General features: G+C 71.8%; 8 protein-coding genes. 6 read left to right on the top strand and 2 right to left on the bottom strand.

Going from position 1 to position 13039, the window contains the following annotated elements:
* Positions 1–4218: a WD40 repeat domain-containing protein gene (locus Ssi02_RS30035; protein WP_204030976.1), complete on the bottom strand. Its 4218-nt coding sequence runs from the start codon at positions 4216–4218 to the stop codon at positions 1–3.
* A gap of 181 nt (positions 4219–4399) precedes the next feature.
* Between Ssi02_RS30035 and Ssi02_RS30030 the strand changes: the two genes are divergently transcribed.
* Positions 4400–5161 (top strand): alpha/beta fold hydrolase, encoded by a 762-nt coding sequence (locus Ssi02_RS30030; RefSeq protein WP_204030975.1) that lies wholly within the window; start codon positions 4400–4402, stop codon positions 5159–5161.
* Between the two features lie 1136 nt (positions 5162–6297).
* Here the strand turns inward: Ssi02_RS30030 and Ssi02_RS30025 are convergent.
* On the bottom strand, positions 6298–7056 hold the full coding sequence (locus Ssi02_RS30025) for an IclR family transcriptional regulator (protein ID WP_204030974.1): 759 nt from the start codon (positions 7054–7056) through the stop codon (positions 6298–6300).
* A 145-nt stretch (positions 7057–7201) separates the two neighbouring features.
* Between Ssi02_RS30025 and Ssi02_RS30020 the strand changes: the two genes are divergently transcribed.
* The 5 genes from Ssi02_RS30020 (at position 7202) to Ssi02_RS30000 (ending at position 13011) form a co-directional block, all read left to right on the top strand.
* Complete coding sequence (locus Ssi02_RS30020; protein ID WP_204030973.1) at positions 7202–8467, top strand: type III PLP-dependent enzyme domain-containing protein; 1266 nt, start codon at positions 7202–7204, stop codon at positions 8465–8467.
* The gene (locus tag Ssi02_RS30015) at positions 8468–10069 is read left to right on the top strand and encodes an N-acyl-D-amino-acid deacylase family protein (RefSeq protein WP_204030972.1); all 1602 of its coding nucleotides are present in this window, start codon (positions 8468–8470) and stop codon (positions 10067–10069) included.
* 281 nt (positions 10070–10350) lie between these two features.
* A complete protein-coding gene (locus Ssi02_RS30010) occupies positions 10351–11607 on the top strand; it encodes a sugar kinase (protein ID WP_204030971.1) in 1257 nt (418 codons plus the stop codon).
* 10 nt (positions 11608–11617) lie between these two features.
* Positions 11618–12025 (top strand): RidA family protein, encoded by a 408-nt coding sequence (locus Ssi02_RS30005; RefSeq protein WP_204030970.1) that lies wholly within the window; start codon positions 11618–11620, stop codon positions 12023–12025.
* Positions 12026–12186: 161 nt separating this feature from the next.
* Entirely contained in the window at positions 12187–13011 is an 825-nt protein-coding gene (locus Ssi02_RS30000) for an SDR family oxidoreductase (protein WP_204030969.1), read from the top strand.
* The last annotated feature ends 28 nt before the right edge of the window (positions 13012–13039 follow it).

The raw sequence follows: 13039 nt of genomic DNA, 5'->3' as shown, positions 1-13039 counted from the left end.
TCAGCACACCTGCCGGTAGTCCACCTCCGCGACCAGCCGCCGCCACTCCTCACGTGTGAGCGAACGCCCGGGGATCGAGCAGACGGCCTGGTAAAGGTCGTCAGGGACAGCCGTGTCCCACAACATCACCGTGCCGTCGGTGCCGCCGGAGGCGAGGATCGCCCCCTGCGGATGGAAGGCCAGAGCGCCGATGTCCCCGTCGTGACCCACCAGGCGAGCCCCGAGGGGCCGCTGCGTCTCGACGTCCCACAGCCCCACCGTCTCGTCGTCGCTCCCGGTGGCGAGGGTCGTGCCGTCGGGGCTGAACACCAGGGCCTCGACGTCGCCGGTGTGACCGGACAGGGGCGCGCCCCTGGCGCGGCGCGTCGCGACCTCCCACAGGCGGGCCGTGCCGTCGTCGCCGCCCGTGGCGAGCAGGGCGCCGCCGGGGTGGAACGCGACGGCCTCGACGGCGTCGTTGTGAGCGTTGATGGGGGCGCCGACGAGGGTGAGGGTGGCGACGTTCCAGAGCCGGACGGTGCCGTCGGAGCCGCCCGAGGCGAGCGTCGCGCCCTCCCGGTCGAACGCGACCGACTCGACCTGGTCGGTGTGGCCGGTGAGGGGGCCGCCGATGGGGGCACCGGTCCGGACGTTCCACAACCGGACGGCGTGGTCCTCGCCGCCGGTGGCGAGGAGGCTGCCGTGCGGGTTGAAGGCCAGCGAGTCGATCGAGCGGGAGTGGCCGATCATGGGTTTGCCGACGGGGCGGCGGGTCTTGACGTTCCACAGCCGCACGACGCCGTCCACGCCCCCGGTGGCGAGCAAGTCGCCCTTCGGGCTGAAGGCCAGCGAGTCGACCCGGCCGGTGGGTCCGGTCAGCGGGCCGCCGACGGGGCGGCGGGTCCGCACGTCCCACAACCGCACCGTCCCGTCGTATCCGCCGGTGGCCATGAGCTGGCCGCCGGGGTGGAAGGCGACGGAGTCGGTCCCGGCGGCGTGGCCGGGCAGGGAGGCGCCGAGAGGGCGGCGGGTGCGGACGTCCCACACGCGTGTCGTGCCGTCGGTGCCGCCGCTGACGAGTGCCGCGCCGTCCGGGCTGAAGGCCAGCGCCTCGACGTCGCCGTGGTGGCCGGTCAGCGGCGCGCCGACGGGTTCGCGTGTGCGCAGGTCCCACAGGAGCACGATGTTGTCGGCGCCTCCGGTGGCGAGTTTCGCGCCGTCCGGGCTGAACGCCACCGACTCCACGACCGAGTCGTGCGCGTGCAGGCGCGCGCCGAGAGGGCGGCGGGTCCGCGTGTCCCACAGCCGGGCGGCGCCGTCGCGGCCCGCGGAGACGAGCACGGTGCCCCTCGGGTGGAAGGCCAGCGACTCGATCTCGCCGGTGTGGGCGGCGACGGGCGCACCGGCGAGGTGGCGCGTGCCCGCGTGCCACAGCCGCACCTCGCCGCCGGCGTCGCCGGTGGCGATCCGCGAGCCGTCGGGGCTGAACACCACCGCCTCGACCTCCTCGGTGTGGCGGGGAAGGCGGCCGAGGGCGCGGCGGGTCCGAACATCCCAGAGCCACACGTTCCGGTCGTCGCCCGCCGTGGCCAGCACCCGCCCGTCGGGGCTGAACGCGAGGGACTCGATCCTGTCGGTGTGCGCCGCGAGGGGGTCGCTCACGGCGCGGCGGGTCCGCGTGTCCCACAGCATCGCCCTGCCGTCGTGGCTGCCCGTGGCGAGCAGGGTGCCGTCGGGGCTGTACGCCACCGCGTCGACCGGCCCCGCGTGGCCGCTCATCGGCGTGCCGATCGGGTGCCTGGTCCGCGCGTCCCACAGCCGGGCCGTCCCGTCGGCGCCGCCGGTGGCGAACGCCGTGCCGTCGGGGTGGAAGGCCACCGAGTTGACGTCGCCGCTCGGCACAACCGCGCGGGCCGGGTTGCTCCAGGCGACGAGCAGGCTGTGCCTGGTCTCGGCGGACTCCTTGACGCGCCAGCCGGCCGCCGCCGTGAGCGCCGCGCCGACCGGATCGTTCGTGAGGAGCTGGCTGCGGGCGGCGAGCTCCCCCGACACCGCGTCATCCCGCCGCCGGTCGGCCTCGCGTTCGGCGTGGAGGGCGTCCTGCTGGGAGGAGAAGGCGAGGACCGCCGTGACGACGGCGACCACGAGGAGTACGGCTAAGCCGGCCCTCATGCGCCACCGCATCCGGGAGGTGCGGGCCTCGGCCGCGAGGCAGGCGAGCAGATAGTCCTCGGGCAGTCCGAGCAGAAGCCGGAGCCAGTCGGGGTCGGCCTCCCAGGCCGGGACCGCCTCCATCAGCGTCGCCAGGCGTTCGCCGCGGCACAGGAAGCCCGCGGCCCTGTCGTTGTCGTCCCACCTCTCGGCCTCCGCGATCAGCTCCCCGAGCAGGGCGCGCCCGGCCCGCTGCTCCTCCAGCCAGCCGCGCAGCCGCCCCCAGGCGGTGAGGAGCACGTCGTGGCCGATGCGCACGGAGTCGTCGTCGACCACGAGGAGCCGCCGCTCGGCGAAGACCTCGACGGCCCGGCGCATGGCGGCACGTTCGCCGTCTGGGCTCTCGCCGTACAGCGCCTCGATGGTGACGGTGCGGCGGGCCTCGCCGCCGCGCTGCGGTGAGGCGAGGGTGAGCCGGTCGAACAGCAGCCGCGCCGCCGCCCGCTCGGCCTCCCCGAGGGAGGCGTAGGCCTCCTCCGCTCCGGTGTCGACCGCCTCGGCGATCCCGCCTGCGAGGGCGTAGCTCCGCCGCGTCAGCCGTGTGCCCTCGCGGTGCTGCCAGGTGGACAACATGGCCTGCGACAGCAGCGGCAGCACCCCGGCCCCGGGCTCGCCGCCGGGTGAGCGCAGGTCGCGCAGGATCAGCTCGGTGAGGCCCGGCTCGATCTCCAGCCCGGCGGCCTGGGCGGGCCCTGTGACAGCGCTGTGGAGGTCCGACTCGGCCATCGTGCCCACGATGAACTGCCCGCGGTGGAGGGCGGCGGCCAGCGGCGGGTGGGCGGCGAAGCGGTCGAGGAAGTCGCCGCGCACCGCCACCACCACGAGCGCCGCGGGCGCCTGGCCGGGCTCGCGCGGGACGGTGGCGGCGTGCAGCGCGGCGACGAACGCCTCCCGGTCGCCGCTCGCGGTTTCGCCGCTCGCGGTGAGGACCTCCTCGAAGTGGTCGACGACGAGCAGCAGGCGGCAGCGCGCGGCCCGCTCGTCGCTCAGACCGCGCCGGCGGGCGTCGGCCTCTACGGACTGGCGGACCAGCAGGTGGGCGCGTTCCGGCCGCTCACGGAGGGTGTCGAGCACACCGTCGACGGCGGTGCCCGCCATGGCGGCCAGCAGGCCGGCCAGGCGTTCCAGCGGGGTGCCGGCGGTCTGCTCCAGCACCCGGCGGGGCCAGGCGGCGGCCTCCGGCGACAACGCTCCCCCGGCGACCGCCGGCATCAGCCCGGCGCGCAGCAGCGACGACTTGCCCGCGCCCGAGGCGCCCGTCACCACGAGCAGGCCGTTGCCGACCTGCCGCTGGGACACGGCGGCCAGCAGCGCGACGGTCGCGCGCTCGCGGCCGTAGAAGACGCCGGCGTCGTCCTGCCCATACGGCATGAGCCCCCGATAGGGAGGCCCGTCAAGCCGGGCGATCGAGACGGGCCCGTGCCCGGTGCCGCGCTCCACGACCTTGGCGAGCTCGAGGAGTTGCCGCACGTCGGACAGCAGGTCGTAGTGCAGGTCGGCCAGGTTGCCGACCTCGGACAGCAGGGAGCGAAGCTCGGCCCGCACGACCTCCAGCACGAACCCGAACTCGGTGAAGCGCTCGCCCAGCATGCCGAGGTCGATGGTCAGCCGCTCCTGCAGGTCCCGGTCGCCCGACAGGACGGCGGTCTTCACCGCCTCGCCCACCGCGCCGACGTCGCGGAAGATCTCGGCGATCTCCGCGCGGAGTGTGTCCGCCCGCGGGCCTCCGGTCTCAAGCTCCTGCCCGATCCACTCCTCCAGCGCCGGTTCGAGCGACGACGGGACCTCCCCTGGCGGGATCCTCGCAATGCCCTTGCGGATGACGTCGGTCAGCACGTTGGCGCCGATCGAGGCGAACGTCGCGACGGCGGCGGACGCCAGCGCCGCCGCGCCCAGCCCGGAGGCCAAGGCGGGGGCGAACGCCGCCGCCGACAGCGTGGCCAGCAGCGCGGGCGGCGTCCACCGGCGCGCGGTCACCCCGCCCGCGCGGGCCAGGGATCCCACCTTGCCGCGGACTCCGTCGCGCATCGCCGCCGCTGTCGCACCGTCTATCGGCCGTAGGTCCACAGCGTCACTATGACATCACGCAGAGTGAGTTTTGGGCTTTCGGGCAAGCTCTTCCGGCCGGCCGCGATGAGTTTCGGCGCGCCGGATCGTATCCCCTGATGAAAGGTTTGTACGGCAAGGCACCACAGAAGGGACCATCACCATGGGCGACTACATCGCCGCCGGGGACGCGCGCATCTGGTTCGAGGAGCGCGGCCAGGGCGACCCTCTCGTCCTCATGCACGGCGGCTTCAGCGACTCGCGCGACTTCCACGGCTCCCTCGACCGGCTCTCTGCGCACTTCCGCGTGTACACCCCCGAGCGCCGGGGGCACGGTCACAGCCCCGATGTCGAGGGCCCCTTCACCGGCGAGATCATGGCGGCCGACATGACGGCCTTCCTGGAGAAGGCCGTAGGCGGGCCCGCCCACCTCGCGGGCTACAGCGCCGGCGCCACGGTCGCGCTGCACGTGGCCCGCAACCGTCCCGACCTGGTGCGCAGCCTGGTTCTCATCAGCGGGGCCTTCCACCGGGACGGCTGGATCATCGCCCCCACCGAGGAAGGGGAGATGCCGCAGCCCGTCGTCGACGGCTATGCGGAGGTCTCCCCCGACGGGCGCGACCACTTCCCCGTGATCGTGTCCAAGATCGTCGCAATGGCACAGGGCGACCCCGGCTTGACGGAGGTGGACCTGGCCAAGGTCACGGCCCGCACCCTGGTGATGTCCGGCGACGACGACATCGTGCACCTGGAGCACTCCGTGGCGCTCTATCGCGGCCTTCCGGCAGGGGAACTCGCGATCGTGCCGCGCACGACCCACCTGCTCATGTTTGAAAAGCCGGAACTTGTCACCCACCTGGTGACCGACTTCCTCACCCGCGAGCCCACTCCGACCTTCATGCCCATCCGCAGGGCGGCACAATGATTATGTGAGACCCGTGGAGCCCGTTCTCCGGCGGAACGGGCTTTACAGTCCCCGCTTACTCCCTCACAGTGTCAGTATTGGAAAAAAGCCAGACCTGGAGCGGGATTGAAAGGGAGAAACAGCCTACGGAAAGAGCTGATGTCCGGTTTGCTGATCTCGCAGGGTGGTCACCGCGGGCGGCACCTACCTGCTGACCAAGGCCGTGCTCCCGCACCTGCCGACCCGAATACATCAATCCGCGTTCAAGGTTTATGACGGGAAGTAGTGCCTGATGCCTCTGATCCGTTCGACCGACTCTGACTTCCGTGTGTGTCAGATCAGCTTCGATACGCTGATAGCGATCCAATCGGAGGCGGAGGGGCGAGGCTGGGCAACCCGATGGTCCTCGGTGGATGCACTCCGCAGCCAGGTTAAGGAAGGAAACGTTGTTCTTCAATCACTGATGCGCGAAGAGAGGGGAGGAGCTGTACGGGCCTACCGATGCCTTCTCCTGTTCTCTGCCGCAGACGACGGAAGTGCTGGCGGAGTTGCCACGATCGATCTTGATCCAGCGAGGTACGCATCGTTGGAGCGGCTTGATCGGGACCCGGACGTGCGGAAGGCGCTGGCCCGGGTTTTCTCCCTTGCGATGGGCGGGATTTCAATGGTCTCGAAGAAGTAGCGGGGTCCCCTGATCTACGGGCCGGCTTGCTCAAGCGGCGATCGGAGTGGTGGCTTCGTCGCAAATGCCACGAGAATGTCGTTCAGAGAAATGATTTGCGCGTTGTCGAGGTGTGTGGAGTCAGGCTAATTCGCGCATGGAGGAGATCGGCAATCGCGCGATGAACGAAGAAGGTTCTGCCGGAGATACTTCCGGCAGAACCTTTTGAGTTGGTTGACGGCAGCGCGGTGGCAACGCCAGAGCACGAAGGCTGAAATAAAAGAACTACATAACGGGGCCATCTGCTGTGAACGGGGAACCTGAGCGTTCGGGCGTGCGTCCGGTGCAGCGAAAGATCCACGGTGCGCTCTCGACGCCAGCGGTGGGTCACTCGGACGGTGGAAAAGCTGATCTACGTCCCGGCCTCCGTCTACCCGAAGGAGTGCGTGTCCAAGGCCAAATGACCGGTTCGACCCGGCTTCCGCCGTACCGGGTGTCAGGGGGTGGTGCGGGCCGGGTCCCAGCCGCAGTCGGCGGAGATGGCGCGGGAGGTGGCGATCAGGTCGGGGAGGAGGGCGATGACCTGTTCGTACGGCAGGACCACGTCGGGCACGGAGATCGACGCCGCGGCGACCACGGATCCGCTGGCGTCGCGGACGGGGGCGGCGACGCAGTTGATGAAGGTCTCGTGCTCGGCGTGGTCGACGGCGTAGCCCTGGTCGGCGACGCGGGCGAGCACGGCGAGGAACTCCTCAGGCCCGCCGATGGTGTTGGCGGTGAACTTGGTGTATTCGATGGAGCCCGCCACCCGTCTGCGCTCCCGCTCGGGGAGGTCGGCGAGGAGCACCTTGCCGATCGCGGTGCAGTGGAGCGGCATGCGCAGCCCGATCCGCGAATACATGCGCACGGGGTGCCGCGAGTCGTATTTGTCGATGTAGACCGCCTCGCCGTCCTCATAGGCGCCGAGGTGCACGGTCTGGCCGGTCGAGTCGCTGAGCCTGCCGAGGTGGGGGGCGGCGGTGCCGCGCACGCCGCGCTGCTCCAGGGCCCGGCTGGACAGGGCGAACAGCGCCGAGCCGAGGTGGTAGCGGTGGCCGGGATCGCGATAGACGAAGCGTTTGTCCTCCAGCGCCCGCAGGAGCCGCAGCACGGTCGTCTTGTGCACCCCGAGCCGGCCGGCCAGGTCGTCGAGTGATCGGCCGCCCTCGGCCAGCTCACCGAGAATCGCAAGGCCTCGGCCCAGACTCTGACTCATCGCGACTCTTTCGCATGCCCGCGGCGTCGCGCCGCGCGGGGGTGGGGGAGGTCCGGCAGGCGTTGACTGCCGTCCGCCGCCGATGCTAGAACACTCAAACACAACATACAACGCGGGTTGCATAAGATGCAATCATGGAGGTCGGATGGGCATCGACGACGACGCCGTTCACACCTTGCGCGATGAGCGGCTCGATTGGAGATTCAAAGCCACCCCCTGGGACACCGGCACCGGCAAGCCGCCGACGGTCGAGGAGTTCCTCGCCACCGACCCCACGCTGGACCGTTTCGGCACCCCGCTGCTGACGCTCGACGCCGCCGCGCTCACCCACAACATCACCCTGATGGCGCGCTGGACTGCGGAGGCCGGCCTCACGCTCGCGCCGCACGGCAAGACCACGATGGCGCCCGCGCTGTGGCGGCGGCAGCTTGAGGCGGGAGCGTGGGGCATCTCCCTCGCAAACCTGCCGCAGGTGCGGGTGGCGCGGGCGTTCGGCGTGTCCAGAGTCATGCTCGCGAGCAGCCTACTCGACCCGGCGGGCCTGGCCTGGATCGGTGCGGAGCTCGACGGCGACCCCGGCTTCTCGTTCCTGACCTGGGTCGACTCGGTGGATTCCGTCGAGCTTATGGACCGGGTGCTGCGCGGCGCCGGGGTGCGGCGGCCGGTCGACGTGTGCGTCGAGCTGGGCGCCCCTGGCGGGCGCACGGGCGCGCGCGACGCCCGGCAGGCAGCCGCCGTGGCCGCCGCCGTGCGGGCCGCGCCGTCGTTGCGGCTCGCCGGCACCGCCGGATATGAGGGGGCGCTGGCCCACGACGCCTCCCCGGCGAGCCTCGCGACGGTCGACGCGTTCCTCGGCGATCTCGCCGACCTGCACGCCCGCCTGGCCTCCGAGCTCGAATTCGAGGTCAAGGAACCCGTGCTCACCGCCGGGGGCAGCGCCTACTTCGACCGGGTCGCCGCCGTGCTCGGCGGGCTGCCGGCCCGCGTGGTGCTCCGGTCGGGCGCCTACGTCATCCACGACGACGGCTTCTACCGCACCATCTCGCCCTTCTCCCGGGGCGTCGGGAACACACCGTTCCAACCGGCGATGCACGGCTGGGCCCGCGTCATCTCCCGCCCCGACCCGTCCCTGGTCCTCCTCGACGCCGGCAAGCGCGATCTGCCGTTCGACGAGGGGCTGCCCGAGCCCCACTCCGTGCGGGGCAAGGGGGCGGAGCTCCTGCGCGGGGCCGCGGTCACCGCCCTCAACGACCAGCACACCTTCCTCAGCCTCACCCCGGAGTCCACCCTCGCCATCGGAGACGTTGTCCGGTTCGGTCTGTCCCATCCGTGCACGGCTCTGGATAAATGGACCTTGATCCCGGTCGTGGAGGACGACCGGGTTGTGGATCTGGTGAGGACGTACTTCTAAATGATCATCAAAGACGCCACGATCGCCGACGGCACGGGAGGCCCTCTCTACACCGCCGACGTCCGCGTCGCCAACGGCACCGTCACCGAGATCGGCTCAGGTCTCGGTGGCGGCCCCACCCTGGACGCCGCCGGGCTGGTGCTCGCCCCCGGCTTCATCGACATGCACGCCCACTCCGACCTGCTCCTGCTGACCGAGCCCGACCATCTCGCCAAGGTCAGCCAGGGCGTCACCCTCGAAGTGCTCGGCCAGGACGGCCTGTCGTACGCGCCGGTCGACGACACCACCCTGGAACAGCTCCGGCGGCACATCGCCGGTTGGAACGGCGACCCCGCGGGCTTCGACTGGGACTGGCGCTCGGTCGGCGAATATCTCGACCGCCTCGACCGGGGCATCGCGGTCAACGCCTGCTATCTCATCCCCCACAGCAACGTGCGCATGCTCGCCATGGGCTGGGACGACCGGCCCGCCACGCCCGCCGAGCTCGACCGGCAGAAGCAGCTCATCGCGACCGCCATGGCCGAGGGCGCCGTCGGCATGTCGGCCGGCCTGACCTACACCCCGGGGATGTACGCCCCGACCGGCGAGCTCACCGAGCTGTGCCGCGTCGTCGGCGAGCACGGCGGCTACTTCTCCCCCCATCACCGGTCGTACGGCGCGGGCGCGCTTGAGGCCTACGCCGAGATGGTGGCGTTGTCCCGCGAGTCCGGCTGCCCGCTGCACCTCGCGCACGCCACGATGAACTTCGGCGTCAACGAGGGCCGCGCCGGAGAGCTGCTCGACCTCCTCGACAAGGCCATCGAGGGCGGCTGCGACATCAGCCTCGACACCTACCCCTACCTGCCTGGCTCCACCACCCTCTCCGCGCTGCTGCCGAGCTGGGCGTCGGCCGGCGGCCCCGAGCACACCCTCGCGCGCCTGGCCGACCCGGCCGAGCGCGAGCGCATCCGGCTCGACCTGGAGGTGCACGGCAGCGACGGCTGCCACGGCGTCGTCACCGACTGGCGGACCATCCAGATCTCCGGCGTCGCCAACCCGGACCTGGCTTACGCGGTCGGCGCCACCGTCGCCGACCTGGCCGCCGCGCAGGGCCGCACCGGCACGGAGGTCTTCTTCGACCTGCTGCTGGCCGACCGGCTCGCCACCGGCATCCTGATGCACGTCGGCCACGAGGAGAACGTCCGCGCCATCATGCGCCACCCCGCCCACACCGGCGGCAGCGACGGCCTGCTGGTCGGCGCCCGCCCGCATCCGCGGGCCTGGGGCACCTTCCCCCGCTTCCTCGGGCACTACGTGCGCGAGCTCGGCGTGCTCTCGCTCGCCGAGTGCGTCGCCCACCTCACCGGGCGGGCGGCCCGGCGGCTCAAGCTCGACCGGCGTGGCCTCGTGAAGGAGGGCTACCACGCCGACCTCGTGTTGTTCGACCCGGACACCGTGCGGGACACCGCCACCTACGAGGAGCCCCGGCAGCAGGCGGAGGGCATCCCCTACGTCTTCGTGGCGGGGGTGGCGGTCGTCGCCGAGGGGCGGCACACCGGCGCGCTGCCCGGCGGCGCCCTGCGCGGCACACCGGCGGGAACGGCCAGGAGGGGCACCCCCTGACGGCACAGGCTGACGGCGGCCTCTGACGGCACGCTCTGCGGGCGCGGGCCGCGCCAGGCGGGCGTCAGCCGTACCCACCACCGGGTGGACGGGCTCGAACGCTGCGGACCTGACCCCCGCAGCGCTCAACTCGTCCACCCGGACTGCGTTGCACATAACGCAACGCATGTTGCGATATTGCCTGTCCGGTTCTAGCATCCTTGTCGGAACCTCTCAGGCAACCCCGCGCGCCCGACCGAGCAAGGGGTCCAGACAACCGATCCCGAGGAGCAAACCCTCCGATGGCACGACAGGCGGCGCAGGAGCACCCCACCCCACAGGCCGTCTGTGTCGGCGAATCCATGGCGGCCCTCCTGCCCGACCGCCCCGGTCCCCTCGATGCCGTCGAGTCCTTCACCGTGACCGTCGGCGGCGCCGAGTCCAACGTCGCCGGCGCCCTCTCCGCCCTCGGCATCCCGAGCGCCTGGATCAGCCGCGTCGGCGACGACGCCTTCGGCCGCCGGCTCGTCGCCGAGCTCGGCTCGCGCGGCGTCGACGTCTCCGCGGTCGCCGTCGACCCGCGCCGTCCCACCGGGCTCTATCTCAAGGAGATCGGCCGCGACCCGGACCTCGCCCCCGTCGGCCCTGGAGCCGTCACCCAAGCGGGAGCGGTCCCACCGCGGGGAGCGGCCTCGCGGGCCGGTACGGCGGAAGCCACCGCAGCCGGCGCCTTCGACATCGACGGCACGCGGATGCCCGCCTCGGCCCCGCTCCTCCCGCCCTTGACGCTCCCCGGCGGCACACACCCGCCACTGGCCGCCGGCCAGACCCGGGCGCACTACTACCGCGCCGGGTCCGCCGCCAGCGCCCTCGGCCCCGAACTCCTCGACGACCCCGCCGCCGGGCCCATGCTGGCCGAGGCGCGGCTGCTCCACCTGTCGGGCATCACCCCGGCGTTGTCCGACACGTGCCTCGCGCTCGTGCGCGGTCTCCTCACCGCCCGCAGGACCGAGCAGATCATCAGCTTCGACCTCAACTGGCGGCCCGCCCTCTGGCACGACCGCGACCCCGGCGTCCTGCCCGGCCTCCTCGACGCCGCCGACGTGCTGCTCGTCGGCGCCGACGAGGCCCACGCCGCCTTCGGCGTCTCCACTCCCACCGGGCTGCGCCGCATGTTCCCCTCGCCCGCGACCCTCGTCGTGAAGGACTCCGGCCGCCAGGTCACCGCCCTGCTCCGCGACGGCACCGCCGTGGGCGAGCCCGCTCTCACCGTCGACGTCGTCGAGGCGACCGGGGCGGGTGACGCGTTCGCCGCCGGATATCTCGCCGGCACCCTGCGCGGCCTCGACCACCGCGCCCGCCTCCGCCTCGGCCACCTCTCCGCCGCGGCGGCCCTCACCGCCCACGGCGACCAGGGCACCATGGCGCCCCCGCACGTGATCGGCGCCCTCCTCGCCGCCTCGCCCCGCGACTGGGCCGCCACCCGCGTCACCCCCGACGGCATCCACTCCCCCGCCCTTCGCGACACACCCGTCCGATCGACCCAACGCGACCGCTAGGACAACAAAGATGAGCGACAAGATCGAGATCCGCACCGACGGTGCCCCCGCACCGGCCTGGATGTTCTCCCAGGGCGTGCGCAAGGGCCCCATCCTGCAGGTCTCCGGCCAGGGCCCGCAGGACCCGGCAACCGGCGAATACCTCCACCACGGCGACGTCAAGGCGCAGACCCGCCGCACCCTGGAGAACGTGAAGGCCATCGTCGAGGCGGGCGGCGCGACCATCGAGGACGTGGTGATGTTCCGCGTCTACCTCACGACGCGGGCCCACTTCCCCCTCATGAACGAGGTCTACGCCGAGTTCATCGAGGAGAACATCCCGCCCGGCGGCGTCAAGCCGTGCCGCACCACCATCTTCGTGGAGCTCCCGCAGGAGCCGATGCTGGTGGAGATCGACGCCCAGGCGGTCGTGCTCTGAACTTCGCGGCATGCCGTGCACACGGGGCCGGTACGGCATGCCGCACTGTCTTTCAGGTCCCTTCGGTGCTGTGAGATTTGACCTCTCCGCCCGCCGAATGCGGACAGAAAAGGGCCGCAATGGCTTCTAGTCTCTCGGCGTACTCACGAAGGGAGACAGTTATGACCATTCTCGTGACCGGTGCGACGGGCAACGTGGGCCGGCCGCTCGTCGAGGAGTTGCTGGCGGCCGGGCATCGGGTCCGGGCGCTCACCCGCGACCCCGCCAAGGCCGGCCTGCCGGAGGGGGCGGAAGTGGTCGCCGGGGATCTGTCCGTGACCGGCAGTCTGCGCGCGGCCTTCGAAGGGGTCACGGCCGCGCACCTGATCAGCTTCAACGGCGCGGACTTCTCACCCCTCACCAACGGCGCCGACATCGTGGAGCTGGCGGTCGCGTCGGGCGTGCGCAAGATGACGGTGCTCAAGGGGGACATCACCAAGAGCCCGCTGGAGCACGCCGTGGAGGCCGGCGGGCTGGAGTGGACCCACCTCGGCCCGGTGGAGTTCATGTCGAACGCCCTGGAGTGGGCGGAGTCCATCACGAAGGAAGGCGTCGTGCGTGACGCGTTCCCGGACGCGAAGAGCGCGATGATCCACGACGCCGACATCGCCTCCGTCGCCGCTGCCGTGCTGACGCACGAGGGGCACGCGGGGCGGGAATATGTGCTGACCGGCCCGGAGGTGCTCACCACCCGCACCAAGGTGAGCACGATCGCCGAGGCGCTCGGCCGCGAGGTGCGCTTCATCGAGCGCACCCAGGAGGAGGTCGTCGCCGAGTGGCGTCAGATCGGCTATTCCGACGAGGACGTCGAGTTCTTCCTGACCATGCGCACGAACACCCCCGAGCTGGGCTACACCGTACTCCCCACCGTGGAGGAGGTCACCGGGCGGCCGGCGCGGACCTTCGCGCAGTGGGTGCGTGAAAACGCCGCCGCCTTCCAGAGCTGACGGGCGACGGGTGCCGGACGCCCCACTG

Source organism: Sinosporangium siamense (genome assembly GCF_016863435.1).
Lineage (GTDB): Bacteria > Actinomycetota > Actinomycetes > Streptosporangiales > Streptosporangiaceae > Sinosporangium > Sinosporangium siamense.
The sequence above is the reverse complement of the archived record's forward strand: the minus strand, read 5'-3'. Positions and strand labels throughout refer to the sequence as shown.